General features: G+C 66.9%; 31 protein-coding genes, 1 tRNA gene and 1 pseudogene. 13 read left to right on the top strand and 20 right to left on the bottom strand.

Annotated elements, in window-relative coordinates; all coding sequences use genetic code 11:
* Positions 1-110 precede the first annotated feature (110 nt).
* From PRN20_RS03995 to PRN20_RS03975, 5 genes and pseudogenes are all read left to right on the top strand, one after another.
* Positions 111-473 (top strand): GFA family protein, encoded by a 363-nt coding sequence (locus PRN20_RS03995; RefSeq protein WP_273955761.1) that lies wholly within the window; start codon positions 111-113, stop codon positions 471-473.
* Positions 474-558: 85 nt separating this feature from the next.
* Positions 559-643: transfer RNA gene (locus PRN20_RS03990), tRNA-Leu, on the top strand.
* A 382-nt stretch (positions 644-1,025) separates the two neighbouring features.
* Entirely contained in the window at positions 1,026-2,111 is a 1,086-nt protein-coding gene (locus tag PRN20_RS03985) for an FUSC family protein (RefSeq protein WP_273955760.1), read from the top strand.
* A gap of 13 nt (positions 2,112-2,124) precedes the next feature.
* Positions 2,125-2,511 (top strand): fluoride efflux transporter FluC, encoded by a 387-nt coding sequence (locus PRN20_RS03980; protein ID WP_273955759.1) that lies wholly within the window; start codon positions 2,125-2,127, stop codon positions 2,509-2,511.
* 11 nt (positions 2,512-2,522) lie between these two features.
* Positions 2,523-2,888 (top strand): annotated as a pseudogene (locus PRN20_RS03975) (CrcB family protein); the annotation flags it as partial.
* Positions 2,889-2,911: 23 nt separating this feature from the next.
* Here the strand turns inward: PRN20_RS03975 and PRN20_RS03970 are convergent.
* From PRN20_RS03970 to PRN20_RS03905, 14 genes are read right to left on the bottom strand one after another with little or no spacing between them, the layout of a single operon-like run.
* The gene (locus tag PRN20_RS03970; protein ID WP_273955758.1) at positions 2,912-3,613 is read right to left on the bottom strand and encodes an energy-coupling factor ABC transporter ATP-binding protein; all 702 of its coding nucleotides are present in this window, start codon (positions 3,611-3,613) and stop codon (positions 2,912-2,914) included.
* Positions 3,610-4,344, bottom strand: a complete 735-nt coding sequence (cbiQ, locus tag PRN20_RS03965; RefSeq protein WP_337956233.1) for a cobalt ECF transporter T component CbiQ — start codon at positions 4,342-4,344, stop codon at positions 3,610-3,612. The genes PRN20_RS03970 and cbiQ overlap by 4 nt, the downstream gene beginning before the upstream one ends.
* Entirely contained in the window at positions 4,341-4,985 is a 645-nt protein-coding gene (locus PRN20_RS03960; RefSeq protein WP_273955756.1) for a cobalamin biosynthesis protein CbiM, read from the bottom strand. The genes cbiQ and PRN20_RS03960 overlap by 4 nt, the downstream gene beginning before the upstream one ends.
* Entirely contained in the window at positions 4,982-5,596 is a 615-nt protein-coding gene (gene cbiM / locus PRN20_RS03955) for a cobalt transporter CbiM (RefSeq protein ID WP_273955755.1), read from the bottom strand. The genes PRN20_RS03960 and cbiM overlap by 4 nt, the downstream gene beginning before the upstream one ends.
* Positions 5,597-5,606: 10 nt before the next feature.
* The gene (locus PRN20_RS03950; protein WP_273955754.1) at positions 5,607-6,371 is read right to left on the bottom strand and encodes a DUF4198 domain-containing protein; all 765 of its coding nucleotides are present in this window, start codon (positions 6,369-6,371) and stop codon (positions 5,607-5,609) included.
* Positions 6,372-6,383: 12 nt separating this feature from the next.
* Positions 6,384-7,463 carry a hypothetical protein gene (locus PRN20_RS03945; protein ID WP_273955753.1) on the bottom strand — a complete coding sequence of 360 codons (1,080 nt, stop codon included), beginning with the start codon at positions 7,461-7,463 and terminating at the stop codon, positions 6,384-6,386.
* 2 nt (positions 7,464-7,465) lie between these two features.
* The gene (yut, locus tag PRN20_RS03940; RefSeq protein WP_273955752.1) at positions 7,466-8,506 is read right to left on the bottom strand and encodes an urea transporter; all 1,041 of its coding nucleotides are present in this window, start codon (positions 8,504-8,506) and stop codon (positions 7,466-7,468) included.
* Between the two features lie 16 nt (positions 8,507-8,522).
* Complete coding sequence (locus PRN20_RS03935) at positions 8,523-9,431, bottom strand: urease accessory protein UreD (protein WP_273955751.1); 909 nt, start codon at positions 9,429-9,431, stop codon at positions 8,523-8,525.
* Complete coding sequence (gene ureG / locus PRN20_RS03930) at positions 9,431-10,069, bottom strand: urease accessory protein UreG (RefSeq protein WP_273955750.1); 639 nt, start codon at positions 10,067-10,069, stop codon at positions 9,431-9,433. Before ureG ends, PRN20_RS03935 begins: the two co-directional genes overlap by 1 nt.
* Positions 10,070-10,080: 11 nt before the next feature.
* Positions 10,081-10,812: an urease accessory protein UreF gene (locus PRN20_RS03925; RefSeq protein ID WP_443112541.1), complete on the bottom strand. Its 732-nt coding sequence runs from the start codon at positions 10,810-10,812 to the stop codon at positions 10,081-10,083.
* Entirely contained in the window at positions 10,784-11,395 is a 612-nt protein-coding gene (gene ureE / locus PRN20_RS03920; protein WP_273955749.1) for an urease accessory protein UreE, read from the bottom strand. Before ureE ends, PRN20_RS03925 begins: the two co-directional genes overlap by 29 nt.
* Positions 11,396-11,429: 34 nt before the next feature.
* Positions 11,430-13,151, bottom strand: coding sequence for an urease subunit alpha (locus PRN20_RS03915; protein ID WP_273955748.1), 1,722 nt, complete (start codon positions 13,149-13,151; stop codon positions 11,430-11,432).
* A 44-nt stretch (positions 13,152-13,195) separates the two neighbouring features.
* Positions 13,196-13,666: an urease subunit beta gene (locus tag PRN20_RS03910; protein ID WP_273955747.1), complete on the bottom strand. Its 471-nt coding sequence runs from the start codon at positions 13,664-13,666 to the stop codon at positions 13,196-13,198.
* A gap of 37 nt (positions 13,667-13,703) precedes the next feature.
* The gene (locus PRN20_RS03905; protein ID WP_273955746.1) at positions 13,704-14,006 is read right to left on the bottom strand and encodes an urease subunit gamma; all 303 of its coding nucleotides are present in this window, start codon (positions 14,004-14,006) and stop codon (positions 13,704-13,706) included.
* Positions 14,007-14,317: 311 nt separating this feature from the next.
* On the opposite strand from PRN20_RS03905, the gene PRN20_RS03900 reads away from it, so the two are divergent.
* From PRN20_RS03900 to PRN20_RS03890, 3 genes are all read left to right on the top strand, one after another.
* Positions 14,318-14,758 (top strand): universal stress protein, encoded by a 441-nt coding sequence (locus tag PRN20_RS03900; RefSeq protein WP_273955745.1) that lies wholly within the window; start codon positions 14,318-14,320, stop codon positions 14,756-14,758.
* Positions 14,758-15,225 carry a group III truncated hemoglobin gene (locus tag PRN20_RS03895; protein WP_273955744.1) on the top strand — a complete coding sequence of 156 codons (468 nt, stop codon included), beginning with the start codon at positions 14,758-14,760 and terminating at the stop codon, positions 15,223-15,225. The genes PRN20_RS03900 and PRN20_RS03895 overlap by 1 nt, the downstream gene beginning before the upstream one ends.
* 127 nt (positions 15,226-15,352) lie before the next feature.
* Complete coding sequence (locus PRN20_RS03890; RefSeq protein ID WP_273955742.1) at positions 15,353-16,477, top strand: DUF937 domain-containing protein; 1,125 nt, start codon at positions 15,353-15,355, stop codon at positions 16,475-16,477.
* Here the strand turns inward: PRN20_RS03890 and PRN20_RS03885 are convergent.
* Positions 16,458-18,341: a polysaccharide biosynthesis protein gene (locus PRN20_RS03885; RefSeq protein WP_337956216.1), complete on the bottom strand. Its 1,884-nt coding sequence runs from the start codon at positions 18,339-18,341 to the stop codon at positions 16,458-16,460. The two genes, PRN20_RS03890 and PRN20_RS03885, sit on opposite strands and share 20 nt — an antisense overlap.
* 124 nt (positions 18,342-18,465) lie before the next feature.
* Here PRN20_RS03885 and PRN20_RS03880 point away from each other — a divergent pair, with 124 nt between their 5' ends.
* Genes PRN20_RS03880 through lptB form a run of 4 tightly spaced genes read left to right on the top strand, consistent with a single transcriptional unit; the run spans position 18,466 to position 20,931 of the window.
* Entirely contained in the window at positions 18,466-19,080 is a 615-nt protein-coding gene (locus tag PRN20_RS03880; RefSeq protein ID WP_273955740.1) for a ribonuclease D, read from the top strand.
* Positions 19,080-19,718 carry a hypothetical protein gene (locus PRN20_RS03875; RefSeq protein WP_273955739.1) on the top strand — a complete coding sequence of 213 codons (639 nt, stop codon included), beginning with the start codon at positions 19,080-19,082 and terminating at the stop codon, positions 19,716-19,718. The genes PRN20_RS03880 and PRN20_RS03875 overlap by 1 nt, the downstream gene beginning before the upstream one ends.
* Entirely contained in the window at positions 19,715-20,164 is a 450-nt protein-coding gene (gene lptA, locus PRN20_RS03870) for a lipopolysaccharide transport periplasmic protein LptA (RefSeq protein WP_273955738.1), read from the top strand. Before PRN20_RS03875 ends, lptA begins: the two co-directional genes overlap by 4 nt.
* On the top strand, positions 20,161-20,931 hold the full coding sequence (gene lptB, locus PRN20_RS03865; RefSeq protein ID WP_443112525.1) for an LPS export ABC transporter ATP-binding protein: 771 nt from the start codon (positions 20,161-20,163) through the stop codon (positions 20,929-20,931). Before lptA ends, lptB begins: the two co-directional genes overlap by 4 nt.
* A 117-nt stretch (positions 20,932-21,048) precedes the next feature.
* On the opposite strand, the gene PRN20_RS03860 is transcribed toward lptB, so the two are convergent.
* The 5 genes from PRN20_RS03860 to PRN20_RS03840 all read right to left on the bottom strand — a co-directional run bounded on the left by PRN20_RS03860 (position 21,049) and on the right by PRN20_RS03840 (position 24,784).
* Positions 21,049-21,945 (bottom strand): ribokinase, encoded by an 897-nt coding sequence (locus tag PRN20_RS03860; RefSeq protein ID WP_273955737.1) that lies wholly within the window; start codon positions 21,943-21,945, stop codon positions 21,049-21,051.
* Positions 21,942-22,460: a DUF1697 domain-containing protein gene (locus PRN20_RS03855; protein WP_273955736.1), complete on the bottom strand. Its 519-nt coding sequence runs from the start codon at positions 22,458-22,460 to the stop codon at positions 21,942-21,944. The genes PRN20_RS03860 and PRN20_RS03855 overlap by 4 nt, the downstream gene beginning before the upstream one ends.
* The gene (locus tag PRN20_RS03850) at positions 22,457-23,056 is read right to left on the bottom strand and encodes a YdeI/OmpD-associated family protein (RefSeq protein ID WP_273955735.1); all 600 of its coding nucleotides are present in this window, start codon (positions 23,054-23,056) and stop codon (positions 22,457-22,459) included. The genes PRN20_RS03855 and PRN20_RS03850 overlap by 4 nt, the downstream gene beginning before the upstream one ends.
* Entirely contained in the window at positions 23,056-23,895 is an 840-nt protein-coding gene (locus tag PRN20_RS03845) for an arylamine N-acetyltransferase family protein (RefSeq protein WP_273955734.1), read from the bottom strand. The genes PRN20_RS03850 and PRN20_RS03845 overlap by 1 nt, the downstream gene beginning before the upstream one ends.
* A 76-nt stretch (positions 23,896-23,971) precedes the next feature.
* A complete protein-coding gene (locus PRN20_RS03840) occupies positions 23,972-24,784 on the bottom strand; it encodes an undecaprenyl-diphosphate phosphatase (RefSeq protein WP_273955733.1) in 813 nt (270 codons plus the stop codon).
* Between the two features lie 86 nt (positions 24,785-24,870).
* On the opposite strand from PRN20_RS03840, the gene PRN20_RS03835 reads away from it, so the two are divergent.
* A complete protein-coding gene (locus PRN20_RS03835) occupies positions 24,871-25,548 on the top strand; it encodes a glutathione S-transferase family protein (protein WP_273955732.1) in 678 nt (225 codons plus the stop codon).
* The last annotated feature ends 29 nt before the right edge of the window (positions 25,549-25,577 follow it).

Below are 25,577 nucleotides of genomic sequence, written 5' to 3'. Positions count from 1 at the left end.
CTCCCGGGCGTGTCGAGGCCTGCCGCCCGGCACACGACGACGCAGCCGGCTTGACTCCCGGCCTCTGTTGTTCTTGTTTTGTTCCTTTCGATGAACAGGAGCGCGAGACGATGAGCGAGCGAGAGACCTATCTTGGCCAGTGCCACTGCGGCGCCGTGCGCTACGAGGTGAAGACCGACCTGATGGCGCTGGGCGACTGCAACTGCTCGCGCTGTGCCCGGTTGGGCTGGGTGATGCAGACGGTGCCGGAGGCCGATTTTCAGCTCGTCAGCGGGGAGGACAAGCTGAGGACGTACCACTTCAACACTCACAGCATCGATCACCTGTTCTGCACGGAGTGCGGCATCGAGAGCTTCGCCCGCGGCAAGGACGGCGAGGGCAAGCGCCTCGTGACGATCAACGTGAACTGTCTCGTCGATGCACCGGCGATCGACCGGAGCCTGATCAAGCACTGGGACGGACGCTCCTGGTAGCTTCGTCCACAATCGCGTGGCGAACGCGCAAACAGCGCATTGACACGCCCCGCGCCTTCCCCTAGGGAACGGCGCCCATCGGTTTGCCCTGGTGGCGGAATTGGTAGACGCGCACGGTTCAGGTCCGTGTGTTTAACGACGTGGAGGTTCGAGTCCTCTCCAGGGCACCATCGGCACCCAAGAAGCTCGGGAAACCGGGCTTTTTTGTTGCCTGCCGTTTGCCCATTCCCAATTCACCCTGCCCCGCCTGTTCTGGTGGCCCCAGTGGAAAAGGGAGTGGCCCCGACTGCGGGAGGCAGCCTGGGCCCATGCGCGTCGGCAAAGGGCGTTCGGTCCATGCTTCGTTAGCGTCCGCGACCTCCGTCAAGCCGGGCCGGTGCGGTAGTCGCGCCGAGTCGCTGCTGATCGCGAGGCAAGGCGGACACTTCGCGCGTGAAGCGAGACGGTGGTTCTCGAGATGCCAAGCAAGCTCGCCCCGGAACTGAGTCGAACCATGGCCGTTGTCTGGTCGATCCCTGCCGGATGTTCCGCCGCTGTCATTCGTGGGGCGCGATGTCGTTTCTCGATACGATCAAGCCGGACCCTGCCGCCTGGAAGGCCGGATTGCGGGCTGCCTCCGCCGCCGGCATCGCATGGGGCGTATCGAGCCTGCTCGCCCTGCCGCAGGGCTATTGGGCCGTACTCACCGCCATCATCGTCATGCAGGCCAGCGTCGGCGCTTCGTTGAAGGCCGCTACCGATCGCCTGCTCGGCACCCTTGCCGGCGCGGTGATCGGCTTCGCCATAGCCTCCGTCACCCCCTCCGGCACGGGTGGCACCATGGTGGCGCTGGTGCTGGCGACGGGCCTGTTGACGGTGCTGGCCTCGCACAATCCGATCTTTCGCGTCGCCCCGGTGACGGCCGCCATGGTGCTGGTCGCGGCGCCCAGCCATACCCAGGCCTGGATATCGGCTTCCCACCGCGTCACCGAAATCAGTCTCGGCTGCCTGATCGGCATCGCCGTGGCGATGTTCGTCTTGCCGGCGCGCGCCGATGCCGGCCTGCGAATCGCCGGCGCGCACGTCCTTCCCTTGCTCGCCAGGCTCATCAGCCTCGAACTGCAGGGCCAGGCGGGCAAGGCGAGCGACAAGGAACTGGCCGAGGCGATCTACGGCGCCTACGACAGGATCGACGCACTGGCCCAGGAGGCACGTCAGGAGCAGCACAGCAGGCTGATGCACTCCAGCTACGATACTGATCGCCTGCGACGCGCCCTATTGAGCCTGCGCACCGCCGCGTTCTTCCTCCGCCGGCTGCCCAGCCTCGCCTTGCCCGCGCACCTGGGCGAGGTGCTGGAGGCCCCGACCGCCGCCATCAACGAGGCGACCAGGGACTATCTGCTGGCTCTCAGCCCGGCGCTGGGGCGGGGCGCGCCCCCGCCGCCGACCGATGAGCTCGAAGCCGCCTTTGCCCGGCTCCACGCCGCGGCACGCCATGCCCGGCTGGAGCGTCTCGATCTCGACACCGAGCAGACCGAGGCCGTCCCGGGTCGCACGGCGGCCTTCGTCTCCGCCTTCATCTTCTCGCTCGAGCAGGTGCATGCCGCGATCGATGAACTGGCCCAGTGCGTGGCCGAAATGTCCCAGGCCGGAAAATGATCGGAGTGGCGCCATGCAGCCATTGGATGTGATGTGGGTCGGTCTCGGCGGCGGCGCCGGATCGGTGTTGCGCTGGTGGATCGGCAAGCTGGCCGGAGAGCGCTACCACGGCGCGTTTCCCCTCGGCACCTTCCTGATCAACGTCTCCGGCGCCTTCGTCATCGGCTACCTGTCGGTGCTGTTCGCGGTCGATTTCCGCGATCGCTACGGCACCGCGCTCAATGCGGGCGTGCTGACCGGCATCCTCGGTGGCTACACCACCTTCAGCTCGATGCAACTCGACGCCGCCAAGCTCGCCGGGCGCTCCCCGCCGCAGGCGGCGTTCTACCTGTTCATCTCGCTGGTCTGCGGCCTCCTGGCCGCCGCATTGGGCGCCACGCTCGCCCGGCTGCAGGGGTAAGGTCCATGCCCGTGATCAACACCGTCATCCTGGTCTTTGTCGGCGGCGCGGTGGGCGCCATGCTCCGCGAGTTCGTCATGCTGATGGTGCCGACGCTCGCCGATGGCCTGCCGCTCGATATCCTCGTCGCCAATCTGGTCGCCGCCTTCCTCCTCGGCCTCGTCACCGCGCTGCACCGCCGCAAGGTGCTGACCGATGGCGTCAACACGTTGCTCGGCACCGGCGTGATGGGCGGGCTCTCGACCTTTTCGAGCTTCGTCTATGGCTCATTCGTGCTGATGTCCGCGTCATTCGACGGCGCGCTGGTATCGCTGCTCTATGTGGTTGCCAGCGTGCTGCTCGGCTTTGTCGCCGTCTTGATCGGATTGAAGCTGGGTGGCAGCGGGCTCGGCGATGGCGGCTAGCCGGCCTCGTGCAGATGCACGTGGTCGGTCCACTCCGCATGCCGGTGCAGCATGGCCGGCGCCAGCCGCCCGTCGCGCAGCACCACCGTCCGGTCGGCGAGCCTTTCCAGCAGCGACCAGTCGTGCGAGGTGATGATCATGGCGATCTTCTGCTGCATCAGGATCGCCGCCATCCGCGCCAGGTGCGCCCCGTCCAGCGCATTGGTCGGTTCGTCCAGCAGCAGCACTTCCGGACGCATTGCCAGCACAGCCGCCAGAGACACCAGGCGCTTCTCGCCTCCTGACAGGTGGTGGGTGATGCGGTCGGCGAGGTGGTCGAGGTCCAGGTCGTGCAGCTGCGCCCGCGCCAGCTCCAATGCCTCCGGCCGCCTGAGCCCCAGGTTGAGCGGCCCGAACGCCACGTCGTCGAGCACCGTCGGGCAGAACAGCTGATCGTCCGGATCCTGGAACATGTAGGCGGTCCTGGCCCGCATCCTGCGGAAATCGGCTTCGCTCCGGCAGGGCTGGCCATAGGCGACGATTTCGCCAGTCGCCGCCTCCAGCCCGACAATGGCGCGCATCAGCGTCGTCTTGCCGGCGCCGTTCTCGCCCACCAGCGCCAGCCGCTCGCCCGCCTCGAGCCCCAGCGACAGCGCATCGAGCACCCGCCGTCCATCGCGCACCACGCTGACCCCACTGAGGCTGAGCACTTTGCTCATGTCCGGAACTCCAGCATCAGCAGCCCGACAATCGCCCCGGCGAACACCGTCGCCACCGCCACGTCGCGGCGCCTCGTGGCCACCAGCGGTTCGGCCGGCAGGCGGCCGGCGAAGCCCCGGCAGCGCATCGCCTCATCGACCCGCTGCGCCCGCTCCAGCGAACGCACCACCATCATCCCGGCGAGGTCGCCGAACGTGCGCATGGTGTGCAGGTTCGTGCCCGCAACGAATCCCCGGGCACGCATCGCGTCTCTCAGCCGCGCCGTCTCGGCACGAAACACCGAGACGTAGCGGACGGTGAACAGGAACAGCGTCACGAAGCGCGGCGGCACGCCGATGCCCTCGGCCGCCCGACCGATCAGCACGGGGTCGAGCGTGCCGAGCAGCGCAAAGATGGTCAGCGCGCAGATATTGACCTTCACCACCACCAGCAGCGCCCGCGACAGCCCCTGCCCCGTCGCGGCGAACGGGCCGAGGCTGAACACGGCATCGCCCGGCACGGTGAACGGCAACAGGATCAACAGCGCGATCAGGAACCCTTCGACATGCAGCAGGCGATGCCGGAGGCTCGTCCACGGCAGGCGGCCGAGCCACACCAGCGTCAATGCGCCGACCAGTGCCGTGCCCAGCACTACAGGATTGTGCACCACGGTCACCGCCAGCAGCGCCATCAGCGTCATCACCAGCCGCGTGCGCGGGTGCAGCCCGCCGATAAGGTCGCGGCCACTCATGGCGGCTCGGCCGGTGGTGTCGGCGGTGTCTTGCCGCGACGCCGCGATGACGCCCATAGCGCCGCCCCAGCGAGCCCGATGATCATCGCGATGCCGCTGACCACATCGCTGAAGCGGGCCCGCCCATCGGCTTCGGCATAAGCCTCCAGCAGTGGTTCGATCTGTCGCGATACCGCCCGATCGACGCTGCGATCGACCAGTTGCGCCAGTCCCGCATCGTCTCCGGTCGCGGGGATCGCAAGATCGGCCGGCACGCTGCTCGTCGCGCCCTCTGCGGCCTGCACCGCGCCGACCGGGGCCAGTCCGCCGGCCTGCGGGAACCGGCTCGCCGCAATCCGCGTGTCGGCGACATGCCCGTCGCCGGCATTCATGGTCAGCGCCAGATCGGCCGGCACCGCCGGGGTGAAGCGGAAGCTGCCATCCGCGGCCGCCGGCCCGCGGAACAGCTCGGTTCCGGCCCCGTCGCGGATGATGAGTTCAGCTTCGCCCGGCCGGCCGCCGCCGATGAAGAACCCGTAGCCCTCGACCGCGCCGTCCTCGACCGTGGCGAACAGCTTCAGCCGATGCGCCTCGGCCCCGGTGCTCAGGCACAGGGCGAGCAGCAATGCGCCGACCAGCCGGATCAGCAGCCCACGCGTCATGGCGCTCCCACCCCGCCCAGTGCCTGGGGCCGTACCCGCTTGAGGAACGACACGGCGAACCCGGTGATCAGCCCCTCGACCGCCATAAGCGGCAGATAGGTGGCGGCGATGATCCTCGCCGATGGCACGTAGTCCGGCGACGACAACGCCAGCGCCAATGCCACGCCGCAACCCGTAGCGGCTACGGACAGCGCGGCGCAGAGGAACGCCGCAGCGCCCGCGCCCAGCGGCGACGACCGCCGCACCAGCGGTGCGAACAGCGCTCCCAAGATCACCCCGGGCAGCGCGATGTTGACAGTGTTGACCCCCAACGTGGTCAGCCCGCCAAAGCCGAACAGCAGCGTCTGCAGCAGCAGCCCCACCATCACCGCGGGGAATGTGGCCACTCCGATGGTCAGTCCCATCAGTCCCGAGAGCAGCAGGTGCACGCTCGATGGCCCCACAGGCACCGAGAACAGCGAGGCGACGAAGAACATCGCCGCAAGGATCGCGACCTGCGGGATGCGCTGGTCGTCGAGCTTGCGAAACGCCAGCGCCACTCCAGCGACGGCCACGACCCCACCGCCGGCCAGGACCGGCAGGGACAGCAATCCGTCGGGAATATGCGCCATCGCTCCCTCCTCAGTTCATGTCCGTCGCCTTGACCCAGATCAGCCCACCCAGTTCGACCGGAGCGGGCTTGCCGTCCGGCCCCGTCATCGGCGCGTCGCCGTCGACCAGCGCGGCAAAGCCCCACCAGCCGGCGCGGGGCATGGCGTAGGAGAACGTGCCGTTGGCATCGGCGGTGATGATCTGGGTGACGAAGGCCGGGTTGGGCGCCACGACCGAACCGTCGTTTCGGTACTCGATCTCGATTGTCGCATGCGGCGCGGGCCGGCCGTCGTGCAGCACCACGCCGGTGAACAGGTTTCCGGTCCACAACCCGGTTGGCCGGGTCAGCGGCTCGATCTCCACCGGCAAGCCGACCATGGCGTTCCAGTTCTCGCCCGAGGCATAGCCATCCACCACCACCTTGGCGTAGTGCACGATGAACTTGTGCTCGGCCGCTTCCCAATAGGGCTGCGGCTCGACGAAGTAGATCGCGGCGCCCGGCTTCGTGACCTCGTCATTGGCGGTCCAGGCGCGCTTGCCGTCGAAATCCTGCTCGACCAGGGTCGCAGTCAGGTCGGCGATTATCCCGTCCCGCAACACCCCGAAGCGCAAGGGCCTCGCCATGTCCATGGTCGGTCCGCGATCCATCGGATGGGTGAAGACCAGTTGCAGCGTCAGCGGTCCGCCATCCGCCAGCACATCGTCCGACGGGATGATCTGCTGGAAATGCGCCGGGGCCGGCGTCGCGAGACAGCAGCCGAGACCGAGGGCAGCAGGGAGCAGGAGACGTCTCATCGGCGACAAGCCTCAGCCGGGAGCGGGGGGAGTGGTCGGCGCGAGCGGGTGCGGCAGGATCCACGGCTCCTCGATCGGCATCAGCGTGGCGCGGGCAATGTGGCGGATGCTGGCCTCGTATTCGGCGCGCAGCGTGATGAACATCTCGCAGCAGGCCTGCCGATCGGGCCGCACCTGCAGCCCGATTTCCGCCAGCTTGTCATAGATCTGGTCGAAGCCGCTGATGAAGCGTGGGTCGACGTGCCTGCGGTCCCACGCATCCTCGGGGATGTTCCGGTGCAGTTCCATTGCGATCAGTCGCAGCGCCGTGACCCCGGTCTCGCGGCAGATGCGCGCCGCGATGGTGTCCTTGGGGTGGAGAGCGGCGATCAGGAGCGACGTCGTGTCCAGCACCGCCGCCGAGGCGCCGACCCAGGTGGTGCCGCTATAGACCGAGGGCACGTAGGACAGGATGGGCGAGATCGAGTGCGTCTCGAGAATGCTGCGGAACCAACTCTCCCAGTCTTCCCAGGTGGCGGTATCGTCAAGGCGCTTGGCCAGCTTGAGCGCCTCGAGCAGCGTGGTGCAGCTCGGGTGCTGGCCAGTGCGTGCGTAGATCCAGCCGACCTTGCGTTCCCGGGCCTGGATCGCCGCCTGGTAGCCGGGCACGAACGTGAACAGCAGCACGACGATGGCGAGACCGATCGCCGCCTCGTAGACGGCGAGAAACTCGCCGACAAGCGTGGGCGGCGTCTTGAAGCCGAGTGTGCTGAGGGCCGATCCGCTCGCACTGAGCGCCATCAGCCAGGTGGTTTCGAGCGTCAGCGCCCACAGGATGAGGCTGAAGGCGAATTGTACCACCACGAACCATGTGGCCACGGCCACGAAGACGAAGATCGGCAGCACCCAGGCCTGGTAGCGCTGCACCCGCTCATAGTCGTGCAAACCGCCGGCCAGAATGTGGGTGATGCCCACTGCCACGAACCGGGCGTAGCGCTCCACCGGATCGCGCTCGCGCCGGTTGAGCAGCATCACGCGGACGATTGACCTGTAGTAGAACACCACCCCGAGGATACCCAGGACGAGGGCCCCGATGCGCAGTGCGATGTCCATCGTCAGCCTCCCTTGCCATCCGGCTTCGGTCCGCGCTGCCCGACCACGCCATCGACGATCGGCTGGTGCGGGTGCGGCGCGAGCTTGGCCTTGGGCAACAGGAACAGCCAGGTGACGAAGACGAAGGGGGCGGTGAGGGTCGGAATGCCGAGCGGTGCGACGGCGGCGTTCATGGCGCCCTGCACCAGCACGGTGAACACCGTGCCGAGCAGCGCATACCCGGTCACCCGCCATGACGGCTTGTAGAAGACGCAGCCCAGCGCGACGGCCGTCAGCACCGGGCTGAAGCCGTACAGCCCCGCGTCGATGCTCTCGGCAGTCGCCCCGAGCCCGACCGCCACCAGCAGCGCCACCGCCGAGCCCACGAGCGCGAACAGCGCCGCCCAGCGCGAACTGACCAGCAGCCCCAGCACCACCAGCACGCCGCTGATCCAGTTGTTGATCAGGAACACCTGAGCCGGGCCCTTCAGCCAGGCCTGCAGCAGTTCCAGGGGCGCGATCGGCGCACTCGGCGCCACCGCCAGGAGGGGCAGCGTCGGCGGTCCCATCGCGGCGATCGGCAGGTGGCCGAACGAGTAGGCTCCCAGCAGCAGGAACCAGGTGGTGAGAACGAACGGAAAGGTCAGCGCCGGCGTGCCCCAGGTCTTCATCACATTGGACACTGCGAGCATGACGACGGTCGAGACCGCCGCCCCGATGACGAGTATCACCAGCATCGCCGGGCTGGTGGCGAGGAAGGTCGGCACGGCGGCCCCGACCAGCACCCCGTTGAAGCCGAACAGCCCCTGCCGCAGCGAGGCCTCGTCGACGTCGAGCAGCATGGCGGTGGTCGTCGCCACCGCCAGCGCGGCGACAGCGCCGAGCCCGATGCCCGGGTGGCCGGCTATTGCGGCGCCCCAGCAGATGGCGACGAGGAACAGCAGCCCCGTCAGCGGATTGTTCTGGAAGATGACCTGGCCAGCACCGCGCAGGTTGGTGTCGATGAAGCGCAGCGCCGAGTTGCCGGCGACTGCCTTGGCCCAGGGATTGGTGCTGTCGGACATTGGCGCGACCTCCGAGCTAGGCCCAGAGGAAGGTGTCGGGGACGCGCGCCCCCACCACCTCCTGTCGGGCAAGCGACCAGAATTGCCGGATCGCTGCGGTCACCGGCGCCGACTCCATCCCCAGCACCTTGAACACCAGCCCGGTGTCGTAAGGCAGGCGGCTCATCCCGGTGGCGAGGCCCGCCTCGGCGTCGAAGCGCGGATCGATCGCCTCGAACAGCCTGTCGGCGTGCGGCTTGGGGGTCAGCAGGAACACATTGCCGAACACATGGAACGGCCCCATCGCGCCGAGGCAGGCGACGCCGTGCCGGTGCGGCTGGACGATGAATTTCTCGGTGAAGAGCGACGCCCCATCCGGACGCTCGGCGCTCACCGTCGAGGAGAACAGGTCGTAGTCGAAGAGCTCGCCATCGCCGTAGTACTTCCGGCCCGCCATCAGGATGTCGGAGAACAGCAGCGTCGCCGTCGGGTCGATGACGATCCTGGTGTGCTGCAGGAAGCGGGCCCGCTTGTGCGGGATGGTGGGATGGGGGATGTACTCGAGGTAGGCGTCCGCTCCCAGCACGAACGTCTGCGTCTGGGTGGCGAAGTTGGTGTCCATCTCGTGCACGCGGGTCGCCGCCTGCGTGGTGACATGCGCCGCCGAGCCCGGGGCCAGGTCGATCTCGATGACGTTGCGATCGCCCTGCAGGATGCCGCCCGAGTTCGAGATGATCGAGACGCAGGGCAGGCCCGGCATTTCCTCGTCCCAGTAGAGCGCCTGCTGGACGATCAACGGCGCGCGCCGGTGCAAGGTGCTCAGCACCGTCCGCCCCGGACGCGGCTCGAAGCCGAGCCTGAGGAAGGCGTTCTTGCCGAACGAACCGCTCGGGAGCTGCCTGGGCTCCTCCTGGTAGGGCGCCAGTTCCCGAACGTTGGCGAACATCAGGCGGTTTCCCGCGCGATATCGCTGTCGAACAGCACGTTCTCGCGGATCAGCCGCACCAGTTCGGGGATGCCCTCACCGGTCTTGCAGTTGGTGAATACGAACGGCTTCTTGCCGCGCATCATGCGGGAATCGTCGTCCATCACCTTGAGGCTGGCCCCGACATAGGGTGCGAGGTCCACCTTGTTGATGATCAGGATGTCGGAGTGCGAAATGCCCGGCCCGTTCTTGCGCGGGATCTTGTCGCCCGCCGCCACGTCGATGACGTAGATGAAGAAGTCGACCAGCGCCGGGCTGAAGGTGAGCGTCAGGTTATCGCCGCCGCTTTCCAGCAGCACCAGGTCGGTGTCGGGGAACCTGGCTTCCATCTCCTCTACGGCCGCGAGGTTCATGCTCGGGTCTTCGCGCACGGCGGTGTGCGGGCAGCCGCCGGTTTCGACACCGATGATTCGGTCCTCGAGCAGCACGCCGCGCAGCGTGCGCTGCACGTGCTTGGCGTCCTCGGTGGTCACCACATCGTTGGTGATCACGAGGATCCTGTAGCCCATGCCGACGAGCACCGGCGTGATCGCCTCGATGATGGCGGTCTTGCCCGATCCGACCGGGCCGCCGATGCCGATACGCGGTATCTTCTTCATCTCGTTCCTCGCTAGTTCATGAACATGCGGACGTGACCCTTGACGTGTACGGCGGCGAGGATGTCGACCATCGGCGCGAAGCTCGCCATGTCCTCGACACCCGCATCGGCGACCTCCTCGTAGGCCGCAGCCACGCCCCCAGTCGCTTCGAGCAGGATTTTCTGCGTGTCGACGAACGACATGCGCATCAAGCGCAGCGCCGCGCCGAGAATGGTCGAGGCGACGCCGTATTGCTGAACGCCGAAGGCGTCGCGCCGCTCGACCCCGAGCGCCGCGAGCGCAATGGCGAGGCTCACCGGGTGCGTGCCGGCGGTTTCGGCGGCCTTGATCCGGACCAGCCATTCGCGGTTCAGGTCGTCCCCGATGATCGCCGCGCTGAGCTCGCAAAGCTTGCGTCCCATGCGCACCGTCATCAACCGCGTCTCCTCGTTGAGCTTGCGCTCGAAGGTGGCGCGGTCGATCGCCAGCAGCGCCGCCGTGTCGCCGGCCCTGGCGGCGCGGTGCGCACAGAGCAGCGCCACACCGTCGCCGGTTGCCGACTGGCGCATCGCGGTCAGCACGAATTCGCGCAGCGTCGCGGCGTCGCGCACCACCGCCTGCTGGATGGCGGACTCGAGCCCGTTCGAGAACGAGAAGCCGCCCACCGGCAGCGCCGAGTCGCCGAACTGGAGCAGATGCAGCAGCTCCGGCAGGCACCGGTACGAACTGGTCAGCTCAGTGATGGTGGCCGTGTTGGTGATCACCGTCATGGTCATGACGCTCGCCCCCATGCTGATGCTCATGGGAGTGCGACGCCTCGCTCGCGCCCCCGAACAGACGCCGCGATTCATGCGGCGCGAGGTAAGGGATGACTTCGGCGCCCGCGATGAACTCGTAGCGGACACCGGGCAGGGCATGGGTCTTCATCACCGACGCCATCACCTTGCGGTCGACCGTCAGCGGCACGTAGACCTTGGTGCCCTTGACCACCGCCGGCCAGTGCTGGTTGCCCAGCGCGTGACCGAGCTCGAACATGGTTCGCACGATCATCTCGGTCGTCTCGCTGACCACCTCGTCTAGGTCGATGATCATCACTTCCTTGAGGTCGATCCGGGCGATGATCGCGCGCTTGTCGGGCTCGCTCCAGGCGAGGATGTCGCCATCGTGCAGATGGGTATTGCGGTCGAGCGAGAGGGCCAGTTCCACGTCCTGCGTGGTGGCCTTGCGCAGCCGGCTCTTCTGCGCCTCCCACTGGTCAAGCACCAGCAGGTCGATATCCGCCCCCGCGAGGCGCGACTGCCAGTGCGGGTCCTTCGAATTCCCTACGATGCCCTCGATGATAATCATGCAGATCTCCACCTGGGTTTGCGTGGCGTCCGGTTCAGCTGAAGAAGTAGAGCTGGTTGAGCGCGATGGTCTGGGGCGGCTTCACCGTCACGTGCTCGCCGTCGATCTTGACCGCGAAGGTCTGTGAATCGACATCGATGTCGGGCAGGTAGCTGTTGCGCACCATGTGGGTCTTGCCGAGCACGCGCGTTGCCGACACCGGTTGCACCATGCGCTGCAGTCCGTAGCGCTCCGCGACATTGTTGTCGTAGGCGGCCCGCGAAACGAAGGTGATCGAGGTCTTCGCCAGCGTCGAGCCGAACGTGGCGAACATCGGCCGGTAGTACATCGGCTGCGGCGTCGGCAGCGATGCGTTGGGGTCGCCCATGTTGGCCCAGGCGATAAAGCCGCCCTTCAGCACCATCTTGGGCTTGGCACCGAAGAAGGCCGGTTCCCACAGCACGAGATCGGCGACCTTGCCCGGCGCGATCGATCCGACGACATCGGCGATCCCCGCGGTGAGGGCGGGATTGATCGTCACCTTGGCGATGTAGCGCAGCACCCGGAAGTTGTCGTTGCCGGACGCGTCCTCGGGGAGCGCGCCGCGCGCTTTCTTCATCGCGTCCGCGGTCTGGATGGCGCGCAGGAAAGTCTCCCCGACGCGTCCCATGGCCTGCGAGTCGCTGCCGATCATCGAGATGGCGCCGAGGTCGTGCAGCACGCTTTCGGCGACGATCGTTTCGGCCCGCACCCGGCTTTCGGCAAAGGCGACGTCCGAGGGAATCTTGGGGTTGAGGTTGTGGCAGACCATGATCATGTCGAAGAGTTCGGCCACCGAGTTCATCCCACATGGCAGCGTGGGGTTGGTGGAACTGGGCAGGACATTGCCCTGGCCGACCACCTTGAGCAGGTCCGGCGCGTGCCCGCCGCCGGCACCCTCGCTGTGATAGGTATGAATGGTGCGACCATCGAAGGCGGCGATGGTGTCTTCGACATAGCCGGACTCGTTCAGCGTGTCGGTATGGACGGCGACCGACACGTCGTAGTCGTCGGCAACCGACAGGCAGGTGCGGATCGCGGCTGGGGTCGCGCCATAGTCCTCATGCACCTTGAAGCCTGCCGCGCCGGCCAGCAGCTGCTCGACGAGCGGTGCCGTGCCGGTGGAGTTACCCTTGCCGCAGATACCGAAATTGATCGGCAGGCCCTCGATCGCGCGCAGCATCATCTCGAGATTCCACGGGCCGTTGGCGGTGGTGACGCCGTTCGTTCCGTCCGCCGGACCGATGCCGCCGCCCCAGAGCGTCGTGATGCCGTTCGACAGCGCGGCATAGACCTGTTGCGGCGCGATGTAGTGCACGTGGGTATCCATGCCGCCGGCGGTCAGGATCAGGTGCTCGCCGGAGATCGCGTCGGTGGCGGTGCCGGTGACGAGACCCAGCGTCACGCCCTCCATGGTCGAGGGATTGCCGGCCTTGCCAAGGCCGACGATCTTGCCGTCGCGGATGCCGACGTCAGCTTTGATCACGCCGAGGATGGCATCGATCACCGTGACATTGGTGATCACCAGATCGAGACATCCGGCTTCCTGGGTGAGCTGGTTTTCCGAGCCCATGCCGTCGCGCAGTGTCTTGCCGCCGCCATATTGCAGCTCGTCGCCATAGGCGCCTCGCAGGTCCTTCTCGATCTCGACATAGAGATCGGTATTTCCCAGACGGATCTTGTCGCCGACGGTCGGCCCGTAGAGGTCGGCGTATTGCTGACGGGAGATCTGCGTCATGCTGCACCTCGAAATGAAGCGGCGTCCGAAGGGGACGCGCTGTGCTACTTGGTCGGGGTCTTGCCGGACTTGAAGCCGAGCTTGTCGGCGCGCTCGATCGCCGCTGCCCTGCCGGGGCGGTAGTCGGGCTTGGGACCATCGCCGGTCCAGCCATCCACGAGGTTGTTGAAGCCGAAGACGAAGGCCTTGCCGGCATAAGGCACCAGCGTCACTTCCTTCTGGTCGCCCGGCTCGAACCGCACCGCAGTGTTGGCCGGAATATCGAGCCGTTGCCCGAATGACGCAGCGCGGTCGAACTCGAGATAGCGGTTGGTTTCGAAGAAGTGGAAATGCGAGCCGATCTGGATCGGCCGGTCGCCGGTGTTGCGCACCGTCAGCTTGGTGCGCGGCCGCCCGACATTGATCTCGATGGGATCCTTGGCGAACACATAGCCGCCAAGCGGGCGCACCGCCTTGTGGGCAGTCTTGGTGTGCTCGGCCTGCGGGTGCGTGCGATTGGTCGGAGGTGTGGCCATCTGGCCCTCCTGGATTGACGCAAGGTCAGCGGAACGCTCAGGTGATCGGGTTGTGAAGGCTGACGAGACGACTGCCGTCGGTGAACACGGCTTCCACCTGGATGAGCGGCAGCAGGTCGGGCACGCCCTCCATCACGTCGGTTGATTTCAGCACGCTGCGCGCGCCGTCCATCACCTCCTCGACGGATTTGCCCTCGCGGGCTCCGTCGAGCACATAGGCGCAGAGCACGGCGACCGTCTCGGGATGGTTGAGCTTCAGGCCCTTGTCCTTTCGCTTCAACGCGACATCGGACAGCATATGGATCAGCAGCTTGTCCAGCTCTCTGGGGGTAAGGTGCATTGGCGTCCCCTCACTTGAACGACACGGCAAGATCGAAGGCGGCGCCACCGGAGTGACGCCGTGCCTAGAGGTCGCAGCGGACTGCCAGTGGGTGCGACCGAGAACGTGTGAGGCCGAGGGAAGGTTGCCGCCGCCGTTGTGTGCGGTTGCGGGCCGTCGTTGCTTCGTCAGCGAGCGTGGTGAAGCCCGCGATCCTTGGCGGCACATGCCCAACCTCGCGGGAGGCTTTCTGCTTTCGCGGCCTTTCGCGCGGTTGACTAGCGCCTTGCAGCGCATGATCTGGTTAGGCGCGGACCCCAATGGAGTGGTGCATGTACACGCAGATTCTCGTCGCGACCGACGGTACCGAAATCGCGAGCAAGGCAGTGCGACAGGCCGGCGAGCTGGCCAAGGCGTTCGGAGCCAAGCTGACCATCGTCACGGTGACCGAACAGGCGCCGACCTTTGCGGCGCCCGAGCTCGGCTGGTCGGTGCCCGCGTCGGTGTTCGACGATATCCGCGAGGGCAATATCGTGGCGAGCCGGAAGCTGCTCGATGCGGCCCTCGCCGAGGCCGGGGTCCCCGCCGAAACCGTGCATGTCGAGAACCAGCTGCCGTACGAGGGAATCCTCGGAACAGCCAGCCGGATCGGGGCTGACCTGATCGTCATGGGTTCGCACGGCCATCGCGGGCTGCAGCGACTTCTGCTGGGCAGCCAGGCCAGCAAGGTGCTCAGCCTTGCCGAAGCCCCCGTCCTCGTGGTCAAGGGCTGATGGACCAGCCGGCCGGGACGCGACTCCACCCGAGCGGGCGGCTGATCCCGCCCGAGCTCGATGAAGCCATGGTGCGCGCCGTGGTGGAGAGCTTTTACGCCAAGGCGCGGCGGGACGACGTCATCGGACCGGTGTTCAACCGGGTCATTCCCGATGAGGAGTGGCCGGCGCACCTCGACAAGATCACCGATTTCTGGAGCTCGATGCTGCTCGGCACCGGCCGCTACAGGGGGCGGCCGATGCCCGCGCACATCGCCATTCCCGAGCTAGCCGACCCGCATTTCCAGCGCTGGCTGAGCCTGTTCCGCATGACGGTCGAGGAGCTGTGCCCGCCGGCCGTGGCGGCATTGTTCGTCGAACGGGCCGAGGTCATCGGCAACAACTTCCGCCTGCGCATCGCGCAGTTCCGCGGCGAGGATCCGCACCAGCTCAAGCTCATGCGAGCGGGAACGCGGATCGAATCCTAGGAAAATCCCACCTGCTTTTTGCGCCTCCCGTTAGGACCGGCGGGCCTACCACGAGGCCCACCACGGCCGGTGGTGTGCCTCACCCGGATAGTCGGACGCGGCCGTGACGTAACCAGTGAGGTAAGTCATGGCTTCAGATCTCGTCTCCACCGTCTCCCAGTTCCTGACACCGGACATGGTGCAGAAGATCGCCGCAAGCGTCGGTGGCGACGGGCAGCAGGTGCAATCGGCAATCGGGGCGGCCGTTCCCGCACTGCTGGCCGGGTTTGCCGGCACCGCCACCCATGGCGGCGCCCAGAAGATCGCCGACGCGGTTCAGCAGCAATCTACCGCGCTCGACGATATCGGTGGGCTGCTCGGCGGCGGACAGAACTCCCTCACCGAGTCGGGTACCCGCCTCGTCGGCTCGCTCCTCGGCTCCAACGCGCAAAGCGGCATCTCGTTGGCCATCGCCAAGTTCTCCGGCCTCGGCCAGGGTGCGGCGACGGCACTGATGGGCGCGCTCGCCCCGATCGTCCTTGGCATGATCGGCAAGCAGGTCGGACCGCGCGGCATCGACGCCGCTTCGGTCAGCAACCTGCTCGAGTCGCAGAAGTCCAACATCGCCCACGCCATGCCCAGCCGGCTCGGCAACCTGCTCGAGGGCAGCGGCGTGATCGAGAACCTCGACGCTGCCGCCGACCAGGTCCGCGGGGCCACCGCCTCGGCCACCCGCACGGCCAGCAGCGCCGCCTCCAGTGGGACCCGGTCCGCCTCGGCGGCGGTCGACACCGGATCCGGCATGCGCTGGCTCTACTGGCTCATCCCGCTGCTCGCGATCCTGGGGCTGCTCTGGTACTTCCTCGGCCGGCCGACCCAGCCGGTGACCACGACCACGCAGGCGCCTCCGGCGGCGACCTCGACCAACGTCACCACGGCGCCGAACCTGACCATCGGCGGCATCGACGTCGGCCGCGAGATCAGCACCCAGCTCGGCACGCTCCGCACCACGATGGAGGGCGTGACGGACGCCGCCTCGGCTCAGGCGGCGCTGCCGAGGCTCGAGAGCGTTTCCACGGCGCTCACCCCGGTGGTCTCGGCCATCGGCCAGGCCACGACCGAGCAGAAGGCGGCAGTCACCAGCATGGTTGCTCCGCTGCTGCAGACGATCAATCCGATGATTGACCGGGTCATGGCCATTCCGGGAGTCAGCGATGTGCTGAAGCCGACAGTGGATACACTGAAGACCAAGCTCACGGCTCTTGCGAGCTGACCTCCAGGCGCGCCGGGGCTTCGACAAGCTCGAACAGCACCCGGCGCGCTTCCACCTCATTGTCGGCGGCGAGTGCGGCGCAGAGCGCGGCCAGGGCTTCGTCGAGGCCGTCGGTGCCGCGGGCAGCGGGCTTGCGCAGGATCTTCGGCTGGCTGGTAGGCACGGCGTTGGCCGGATCGTAGAACAGTTCCTCGAACAGCTTCTCGCCGGGGCGGGCCCCTGTCTCGACGATGGCGATGTCGCCGGTGGGGTTGGCCGGCCCCTTCACCGACAGCCCGGCGAGCCGCACCATGTTCTCGGCGAGATCGCGGATCGCCACCGGCTCCCCCATCTCGAGCAGGAAGATGTCGCCCCCCTCGGCCAGGGCGCCGGCCTGGACGATCAGTTCGGCCGCCTCGTGGATCGACATGAAATAGCGCGTCATGCGCGCATCCGTCAGGGTCACCGGGCCGCCACTCGCGATCTGCTCGCGAAACAGCGGCACGACCGAGCCGTTCGAGCCCAGCACATTGCCGAAGCGCACCGAGCAATAGCGCATGCCGGGGCCCTTGCCGTAATGGCGCACGATCAGCTCGGCCCAGCGCTTGGTGGCGCCCATGACGTTGGTCGGGCGGACCGCCTTGTCGGATGAGATCAGCACGAAGCGCTGCACCCCGGCGGCGACGGCGGCATCGACGAGGACCTTTGCGCCAATGACGTTGTTGCGGATGCCTTCGAGCGCATTGGCCTCGACCAGCGGCACGTGCTTGTGGGCGGCGGCGTGGAAGATGACGTCGACCCCATGCGTGGCCAGCGTACGGCGCACGAGGGCGGCGTCGACCACCGAACCCAGCACCGGCACCAGTTCGACGTCGCCGGCCAGCGGCTTGAGGCGCCGCTCGATCTCGTAGAGCGCGAACTCGTTGGCTTCGAAGAGCACCAGTTTGCGCGCCGCGCCGCGAACGATCTGCCGGGTGAGTTCGGAGCCGATGGAGCCGCCGGCGCCGGTGACGAGAATCACGCGGCCGGGGAGGATCGCGCCCATCAGGTCGGGGTTGGCCGGCACGGTCGAGCGGCCGAGGAGATCGTCGATGTCGATCTCGCGCAGCTGGCTGACAAGGTACTTGCCCGAAACGAGGTCGGAAATGGCCGGCAGGGTACGGATCTTGACGGAGTGCCGGCTCAGCTCGGCGATGATCTCGCCGCGCCGCGCCGGAGCGGCAGACGGCATCGAGAGGATCACTTCCTTGAGGCCGCGACCTTCGATCAACTGCCCGACCGAATCCGGGGGATGGACCCGGATGCCGCCGACGTCCCGGCCCCACAGGCCGCGCTCGTCGTCAAAGAAGATCACACGGTGGCTTTCGCGCAAGGCCTCGGCGAGCTGCGCGCCCGCGGCGCCCGCGCCATAGATCGCGACGAGGCTGTCGCGCGGGGCGAGCCCCCGCTCCGGCAACCACAGCAGGCTCTTGGCGACAAACCGCGATCCGGCGACGACGACAGTGCCGAAGATGAAGTAGAAGAAGGGCACAGTACGCGGAAAGGTGGCGAGGCGCGTCGCCTCGGCCAGAAACAATGCCGCGACCCAAAGCAGTGTGGCCAATGTCATGGCCTGGATGATGGTCAATAATGCCCGCTCGGGCAGATACCGGATCACCGCACGATAAAGACCCATGCGGATAAAGACCGGCACGGCCAGGGCCGGCGCAAGCAACATCAACGCAAACTGAGGGCCGTCGGGTGCAAAACTTGTACCGAGCCGCGTAGAGAAACTCAGCCAAAGCACGCCGAGAAGCGCCAATACATCGAAACAGATGAGCAGAAGTTGCTTCAAGTGCCGTGGCAGGCTGCTCAGCCTGTCCCGAAACCGACCTAAAGTATCCATTTGACCCAAACACCGAAAATCGCGTGTGGCCCCGCGACCGAAACGTTGTAGCCATCGGTCACGGCCTTTCCAACGCCTTTATGCTATGGCATCACAGCCTTATTGCCTGAGCCAGGACCAAGACATGACCATCAGACTGCACCGGGGCGACCTGCCCGACCTTTCCCGCTATGGCCGGGAGGTGGCGATCGACACCGAGACGATGGGGCTCAATCCGCACCGGGACCGGCTTTGCGTGGTGCAGTTGTCACCGGGCGACGGCAGCGCCGACGTCGTGCAGATTCCACAGGATCTGAAGGAAGCGCCGAACCTGACGCGGCTGCTTGCCGATCAGTCGGTGACCAAGATCTTCCACTATGCACGCTTCGACATGGCCGTGCTCAAGAACCGTTTCGGCGTCGTCACCGGCCCGGTCTACTGCACCAAGATCGCCTCGCGGCTGGTGCGGACCTATACCGACCGGCACGGTCTCAAGGACCTCGTGCGCGAACTGCTCAACATCGACCTCAACAAGCAGCAGCAGAGCTCGGACTGGGGCGCCGAGAAGATCTCCGAGGCACAACTCGACTATGCCGCTTCGGACGTGCTGTACCTGCACGACATCAAGCGGCACCTCGATCGCATGCTGAAGCGCGAGGGGCGCAGCGAGCTCGCCACCGCCTGCTTCGAATTCCTCAAGCACCGGATCGATCTCGACCTGATGGGCTGGGAAGAGACCGACATCTTCGCGCATAGCTGATGACGCTGACCGTCGCCGGGCCCGACGCGCGCGAACGGCTCTACAGGGGCCTGATGCGGCGCAACCGGATCGTCGACGTGCTGCGCTGGCTGGTGCCGGCGCTGGGCGCGGCGGTGCTGGCTTTCGTGATCGGCGCGATGGTGCTGGACACGCTGGCGCATCGCTTCGGCTTTGCCTCGATCAGCGTCGACCGCGACAACCTTGTGCTCGAGACGCCGATGCTGACCGCAACGGGCGCCGACGGCACCCTCTTTGCGCTCCGGGCGCGGACGGCCAAGGTGTCGATGGCGGCGAGCGATATCGTCAACATGCAGGACGCCGCCTTCACCATGACGCCGGCCAACGGCGCGGAGTTGCGCGCCGACGCGGCCGAGGGGCGGCTCCAGACCAACGACCAGCTGGTCGACGTGCCCGGCGTCATGCACGTGAGCTCGAGCGACGGCATCGTGGGGACGCTCGAAGGGGTGTTCGCGGACCTCATGAACTGGACGATGGCGGCGAGCGGGCCTGTGAACCTCAGCATGTCAGATGGCTCGACCCTCGTCTCCAATGGCATGACCTACGACCGGACGACCGGTCTCTACACGTTCAAGGATGTGACGGTGACCCTCACGATGACCCCGGGAGAAGACCAGTGAAGCGCCTGCTGCCCCTCCTCGCGACGCTCCTCCTCGTGAGCCCTGCCGTCGCCGTCGAGCCGGTGAAGGTCACCGCCAACGACATGACCGTGGACGAAAAGAACAACAACGCCGTCTTTGCCGGAGAGGTGATCATCACCCGTGCCGGCCTCACAATCTGGGCAGACAAGGTGGTGGTGCTCTATGGCAGCGGCGGCGAGAGCGACATCGACAGCCTGACCGCAACGGGCAAGGTGCGGATCAAGACGCCGACGCAGGACGCCACCGGTGGCAAGGCCGTCTACAACCCCGACACGATGATCGTGCGGCTCACCGAGAACGTCACCGTCCGCAACGCGCAGGGCGAAGTGAACGGGCCCGAGCTCACCATCAACCTCAAGGACGACAGCTCCACCTTCCGGGGCGGCGATGGCGGCCGGGTGACCGGAGTCTTCACCCCGCAATGAACGAGGCGGCGACAGCGACGGCAGCGCGGACGGCGGTCGACCAGACCGGCTGGCTCGTGGCGCACGGGCTCAACAAGAGCTTTGGCAAGCGCACCGTCGTCGAAAATGTCAGTCTCGCGGTCCGCCGCGGTGAAGCGGTGGGGCTGCTCGGCCCCAACGGGGCGGGCAAGACCACGGTCTTCACCATGATCATGGGGCTGGTGAAGCCCGACAAGGGCAAGATCCTGATCGACGGCCGGCCGATCACCAACCTGCCGCTGTTCCAGCGCGGCAGGCTCGGCATCGGCTACCTGCCGCAGGAGAGCTCGATCTTTCGCGGCCTCAGCGTCGAGGGCAACATCCTCGCGGTGCTCGAGGGCCATGTGCCGCGGCGGGCCGACCGCATGGCGCGGCTCGGCGAACTGCTCGAGGAATTCGGCATCACCCATATCGCCGGCTCGAACGCCATGGCGCTGTCGGGCGGCGAGCGGCGGCGCGTCGAGATTGCGCGCGCCGTGGCGACCGACCCGCTGTTCATGCTGCTCGACGAGCCCTTTGCCGGCGTCGACCCGATCGCGGTGAACGAGGTGAAGACGCTGGTGAAGCACCTCACGCGGCGCGGCATCGGCGTCCTCATCACCGATCACTCGGTGCGCGAGACGCTGAGCCTCGTTGATCGGGCCTACCTCATCTACGAGGGGCACGTGCTGCTGCAGGGCAAGCCCGAGACGATCGCCGCCGACCCCGAGGCGCGCCGCGTCTACCTAGGCGACACGTTCGACAACTGACCTGCACCCCTCCCCCTTTGAGGGGGGCCTGGGGGTGGGGGTCGTGCGGCTCTTGCAGTGCCGACTGCGCCACCCCCTCCCTCAATCCCTCCCTCAAGGGGCAGGGAGGCGCGTCAGTCAGCGCCCGAGCGCTTTCTCAACATCAGCCGCATGCGGAATCGCCGGCTGCGCGCCGGGCTTCAGCACGGCAAGGCTGGCGGCGACGGCGGCGCGGCGCATGGCGACTTCGAGGTCGAGCCCACGATCAAGGCCGGCGGCGAGATAGCCGCAGAACGTATCGCCCGCACCGACCGTATCGACCGGATCGACCTTGAGCGCCGGTACGCGGAAGCTGCCGGTGGGCGTTGCGGCGCGCGCGCCATCGGGGCCGAGCGTCACGATCATCGTCTGGTTCTGCGAGCGGGCCCAGTCGGCCATGGCCGCATCGAGCCTGTCGTTGCCAGCGCCGGTCAGCAGCTCGAACTCGGTCTCGTTGGCGATGACGATCGAGGCCTGCTCGGCGACGTCGCGGGTCGTCTTGAGGAAGGGCGCGGTGTTGAGAATCGACACAACGCCCTGGGCCCGCCCCAGTTCGAGCGCCCGCATGGTCGCCGCCTGCGGGATCTCCTGCTGCAGCATCAGCACCGAGCCGATCCCGAGCCCTTCAAGCGCCGCGTCGGCGTCGGCGGGGCTCATGGTGCCGTTGGCGCCGGGCAGGATGGCGATGACGTTCTCGCCCGCCTCGTCGACGAAGATCATGGCGATGCCGGTGGCGCCTTCGGCGATGCGCACGCGGCTGAGATCGACACCTTCGGCGCGCAGCAGCTTCAGCGCCTCGTCGGCGAAGCTGTCGGTGCCGGCCGCGGCGAACATGCGGACTTCGGCGCCGGCGCGCCGGGCCGCGAGCGCCTGGTTGGCGCCCTTGCCGCCCGCGGCCATCGAGAACCTGTCGCCCGGCACGGTTTCGCCGGGCTTGGGGATACGGCTCACGGTGCCGATCAGATCGAGATTGGTGGAGCCGAGAACGGTAATCATCCGAGGACCTTGGGAATGGTGTTCCAGTTGCGCATGGTCGCGATGGCGCCCTTCTCCAACTGCCGGTCGAACTTGTCCAGCCCCGGGCCGTGCCGTCCGTCCGGCTGGCGCCAGCCGACGAGGTAGATGTCGCGCCTGTCGACCCGCACGATGTCGTGGTCGCCGGCGATGCCGGTAAAGGCGGAGCCGGCCGGCAGCGGCCGGTCGAACATCATCACGTAGCGATGGAACGGACCTTCATCGGGGTAGGCGGAGAAGGGGTCGGAGGCAAGCATCGCCGTGATCTCGTCGTCCGAGCGCATCACGGCCTCGCTCAGGAAGCCCCAGCGCTTCTCGATCGCCGCCTCGAGCTCGGCCTTGGGGTCGTGGTCGGCCTCGAAGCGGACGTTGCCGCTGGCGAGGATGGTCTTGACCCTGCCGTAGCCGAGTTCCTCGCAGAGCGCCTTGAGCTCGGCCATCTTCATCTGGCGCTTGCCGACATTGACGGCGCGGAGGAAGGCGACCCAGACGGTCATTTCTGTTTCTGTGGGTAGATGGTCTCGCCCGCCTTCAGCATGTCGACGAAGGTCGCGATCTTCTTTTTCCGCCCGGCCTCGGTCTTGATGCTGTGCATGCGGAAAGCGAGGGCGAAGCGGTTCTGCTCGGTCAGCTTGCCGAGCATTTCCCGTGCTGCCGGCTCGGCATCGATCGCCGCCTGCAGATCGTCCGGAATCTTGAGGTCCTTGCCGCTGCCATAGGCATTGTCCCAGCGGCCGTCCGCCTTGGCGGCCTCGACGTGCCGCAGCCCATGCGGGCTCATCAGGCCCACTGTCTGGAGCCGGGCGACGTTGTCGACATTGATCTTGCTCCACACGCTCTTTCGCCCACGCGGCGTGTAGCGCTGCAGGTAGCTCCTGTCGTCGTGGCCCTTGCGGATGGCGTCGATCCAGCCCCAGCACAGCACCGCATCGATCGCCTCCTTGGGGGTGATCGAGGGCAGGCCGGAGCCGACCTTGTGCAGCTTGATCCAGATCTCGTCGGCACTCCCGTGATGCTCGGCAAGCCAGTCGTAGAAGGACTGGAAGTCCTTGAACTCCCGGACCTTGTCGGGATCGACAAAGACTGGCGGCATCAGGACTGATCCGGGGGACTGCTGGTCGCGACGATCCGGTCGAGGGCGGGGTCGAGCCGGTCGGCTGCAGGCAGGTGGATGCCGAGCGGACCGGAGAGCACTTCGCGCAGCTCGGCGACGCTGGTCAGCATCCGCGCCTCGCTCTCCCCGCCCGTGACATGGATCACGAAGCGGAGGTTGCCGAGCACCAGCCGGCGGCCCTTCTCGGCGCGCGAGGCGATGAGCCCGTCGCGGAAAGTGGGGCTCGACGAGGCGCGCTCATTCATCTGGCCGAGTTCGTCGTCGCTGACCGGAGCGAGCGTGAAGCGATAGAGTGGGCGCCAATCCTCGCCGATCAGGGACTCGAGGCGCCAGGTGCCGGCGTCATCGATCAGGCGGAAGGGCTCGTGCGGCGTCGCCTGCTCGAGTTCGGAGCGGAGCCGGAGCGGCGCCGTCGGGGTCTGCCCGCCAAAGCCGACATCGACGAGATAGGTGACACCGGCCACGCCGACCGTCAGCACGAGGTGGGTCGGCGGATCGTCCGTCGGTTCGCTATGATTCCATAGCACCACGGCGGCGTGGGCCTTCACCTCGTAGTCGAGCTCCTCGAGCATGGCCTTGAGCAGCAGGTTGTGCTCGAGGCAGTAGCCGCCGCGGCGATCGAAGAGAAGCTTCTGCTGCAGGTTGCTGAGGTCGAGCCGCACGGGCGCGCCCATCAGCGGATCGAGGTTCTCGAACGGAATCGCCGCCACGTGCATCTGCACGAGCTGGCCCAGCGTTTCCAGCGAAGGCGCGATCGAGCCGGCAAAGCCGATGCGCTCGAACCAGGCATCGATATTGGCCTTACTCGCCACGGACATCCCCACCGCCGATTCCGGGAGAACCATAATGGGGAAGCCGGACGCGTTTGTCACGCCGACGGAGACGCCGCGCCATTCAACGGAACAGCAGCAGCGCCCAAAGCCCTATGGCGCCGACGAAAATCCGCCAATAGGCGAAGATCGCGAAACCGTGCCGCGAGATGTAGTCGAGCACGTAGCGGACGACGAAGAAGGCGGTAACGAAGGCCGCGGCAAAGCCGATGATCACTGCGGCGCCGAGTTCGGCGGTGATGAACTCGCGGCTCTTGTAGAGGTCGTAGACGAAGGCGCCGCCCATGATCGGCATGGCAATGAAGAAGGTGAACTCCGCGGCCGAGCGCTTGTCGGTGCCGAGCAGGAGCGAGCCCACGATGGTCGCGCCCGAGCGCGACACGCCGGGGACCAGCGCGAGCATCTGGAACAGGCCGATATAGAAGCAGAGCAGCGGCGGGTAGTTGTAGATATCGGTGTATTTGGGCGTCAGCTTCAGCTGGTCGACATAGAGCAGGATGATGCCGCCCACGATCAGCGAGATGCAGAACAGGACGGGCGTTTCGTAGATCACCGTCTTGATGAAGTCGTGCAGCAGGACGCCGGCAATGGCAGCCGGGAACGAGGCGAGCACGACGCCCAGGATGAAGCGTAGCGCCCCGGGCTTGCCGGCCAGCGCATCCCTCGCGATGGCGAGCAGGCGCTTGAAGTAGACGACGAGGATGGCGAGGATGGCGCCGAACTGGATCAGCACCTCGAAAACGCGCCCCGGGCTGTTGAATCCGAGGAAGTGGCCGGCGAGCAGAATGTGGGCCGTCGAGGAGACCGGTAGGAATTCGGTAAGGCCCTCGATAATCCCGAGGATCAGCGGCACAAAAAGACCTTGATCGGCGTTCATCTGATCCCCTAACTCATCCCCATAGAAGGGGCAGACCGGCGGCTTCTAGCCCGATTTGCCCGGCCCCGCCAAGGATCGAACAACGCATGCCAAGGTTGATGCAGCATCGGCTCGACCCCTCCTCGCGGCTGGCCCGCCTGATGTTCGCCGAATATGGCGTGGGCGTGGACCTCGAGGACATCAAGCCGTGGACACGCGACCCGGCGCTGCTCGAGATCAACCCCGCCGCCACGGTGCCGATCCTCATCGAGGACGACGGCGCGCGGGTGGTCGGAACGCTCGCGGTCATCCACGCCATCGAGGATCGCCACGCGCCCAGCACCATTGCCGGGCTGCTGCCGACCGACCCCCCGCTGCGCAACGAGATGTGGCGGCTGCTCGAGTGGGTGCTGGTCAAGCTCAACGACGAAGTGACACGCTACATCCTCGAGGAAAAGATCGTGAAGCGCGACCAGCGCGGCGCGGTGCCCGAGCCGGGCGTGCTGCGCGTCGCCAAGGCCAACCTCGGCGAGCACCTGCACTATTTCAACTGGCTGTTCGCGACGCGGCACTGGATCGCAGGCGACAGCATGACGCTGGCCGATTTCGCCCTCGCCGCGCACCTCTCCAGCCTCGACTACCTGGGCGACGTGCTGTGGGACAGCTCGGTCGAGACGCGCCAATGGTACGCCCGCATCAAGTCGCGCCCGGCCTTCCGGACCCTCCTCAACGACCGCATCGGCGGCATGCCCGCGGCCGCCGGATACGCCGATCTCGATTTCTGAAACGCTGCGTTGGTTGAATATGGCCGCTG

The organism is Devosia sp. ZB163 (assembly GCF_028613635.1).
Lineage (GTDB): Bacteria > Pseudomonadota > Alphaproteobacteria > Rhizobiales > Devosiaceae > Devosia_A.
This window is presented reverse-complemented; position numbering and strand designations above follow the sequence as displayed.

Bases quoted from the DNA above. Each gene is read 5' to 3' on its own strand.
- PRN20_RS03995 (WP_273955761.1), top strand. From the start codon at position 111: ATGAGCGAGCGAGAGACCTATCTTGGCCAGTGCCACTGCGGCGCCGTG.
- PRN20_RS03985 (WP_273955760.1), top strand. From the start codon at position 1,026: ATGTCGTTTCTCGATACGATCAAGCCGGACCCTGCCGCCTGGAAGGCC.
- PRN20_RS03980 (WP_273955759.1), top strand. From the start codon at position 2,125: ATGCAGCCATTGGATGTGATGTGGGTCGGTCTCGGCGGCGGCGCCGGA.
- PRN20_RS03970 (WP_273955758.1), bottom strand. From the start codon at position 3,613: ATGAGCAAAGTGCTCAGCCTCAGTGGGGTCAGCGTGGTGCGCGATGGA.
- cbiQ (WP_337956233.1), bottom strand. From the start codon at position 4,344: ATGAGTGGCCGCGACCTTATCGGCGGGCTGCACCCGCGCACGCGGCTG.
- PRN20_RS03960 (WP_273955756.1), bottom strand. From the start codon at position 4,985: ATGACGCGTGGGCTGCTGATCCGGCTGGTCGGCGCATTGCTGCTCGCC.
- cbiM (WP_273955755.1), bottom strand. From the start codon at position 5,596: ATGGCGCATATTCCCGACGGATTGCTGTCCCTGCCGGTCCTGGCCGGC.
- PRN20_RS03950 (WP_273955754.1), bottom strand. From the start codon at position 6,371: ATGAGACGTCTCCTGCTCCCTGCTGCCCTCGGTCTCGGCTGCTGTCTC.
- PRN20_RS03945 (WP_273955753.1), bottom strand. From the start codon at position 7,463: ATGGACATCGCACTGCGCATCGGGGCCCTCGTCCTGGGTATCCTCGGG.
- yut (WP_273955752.1), bottom strand. From the start codon at position 8,506: ATGTCCGACAGCACCAATCCCTGGGCCAAGGCAGTCGCCGGCAACTCG.
- PRN20_RS03935 (WP_273955751.1), bottom strand. From the start codon at position 9,431: ATGTTCGCCAACGTTCGGGAACTGGCGCCCTACCAGGAGGAGCCCAGG.
- ureG (WP_273955750.1), bottom strand. From the start codon at position 10,069: ATGAAGAAGATACCGCGTATCGGCATCGGCGGCCCGGTCGGATCGGGC.
- ureE (WP_273955749.1), bottom strand. From the start codon at position 11,395: ATGATTATCATCGAGGGCATCGTAGGGAATTCGAAGGACCCGCACTGG.
- PRN20_RS03915 (WP_273955748.1), bottom strand. From the start codon at position 13,151: ATGACGCAGATCTCCCGTCAGCAATACGCCGACCTCTACGGGCCGACC.
- PRN20_RS03910 (WP_273955747.1), bottom strand. From the start codon at position 13,666: ATGGCCACACCTCCGACCAATCGCACGCACCCGCAGGCCGAGCACACC.
- PRN20_RS03905 (WP_273955746.1), bottom strand. From the start codon at position 14,006: ATGCACCTTACCCCCAGAGAGCTGGACAAGCTGCTGATCCATATGCTG.
- PRN20_RS03900 (WP_273955745.1), top strand. From the start codon at position 14,318: ATGTACACGCAGATTCTCGTCGCGACCGACGGTACCGAAATCGCGAGC.
- PRN20_RS03895 (WP_273955744.1), top strand. From the start codon at position 14,758: ATGGACCAGCCGGCCGGGACGCGACTCCACCCGAGCGGGCGGCTGATC.
- PRN20_RS03890 (WP_273955742.1), top strand. From the start codon at position 15,353: ATGGCTTCAGATCTCGTCTCCACCGTCTCCCAGTTCCTGACACCGGAC.
- PRN20_RS03885 (WP_337956216.1), bottom strand. From the start codon at position 18,341: ATGGATACTTTAGGTCGGTTTCGGGACAGGCTGAGCAGCCTGCCACGG.
- PRN20_RS03880 (WP_273955740.1), top strand. From the start codon at position 18,466: ATGACCATCAGACTGCACCGGGGCGACCTGCCCGACCTTTCCCGCTAT.
- PRN20_RS03875 (WP_273955739.1), top strand. From the start codon at position 19,080: ATGACGCTGACCGTCGCCGGGCCCGACGCGCGCGAACGGCTCTACAGG.
- lptB (WP_443112525.1), top strand. From the start codon at position 20,161: ATGAACGAGGCGGCGACAGCGACGGCAGCGCGGACGGCGGTCGACCAG.
- PRN20_RS03860 (WP_273955737.1), bottom strand. From the start codon at position 21,945: ATGATTACCGTTCTCGGCTCCACCAATCTCGATCTGATCGGCACCGTG.
- PRN20_RS03855 (WP_273955736.1), bottom strand. From the start codon at position 22,460: ATGACCGTCTGGGTCGCCTTCCTCCGCGCCGTCAATGTCGGCAAGCGC.
- PRN20_RS03850 (WP_273955735.1), bottom strand. From the start codon at position 23,056: ATGCCGCCAGTCTTTGTCGATCCCGACAAGGTCCGGGAGTTCAAGGAC.
- PRN20_RS03845 (WP_273955734.1), bottom strand. From the start codon at position 23,895: ATGTCCGTGGCGAGTAAGGCCAATATCGATGCCTGGTTCGAGCGCATC.
- PRN20_RS03840 (WP_273955733.1), bottom strand. From the start codon at position 24,784: ATGAACGCCGATCAAGGTCTTTTTGTGCCGCTGATCCTCGGGATTATC.
- PRN20_RS03835 (WP_273955732.1), top strand. From the start codon at position 24,871: ATGCCAAGGTTGATGCAGCATCGGCTCGACCCCTCCTCGCGGCTGGCC.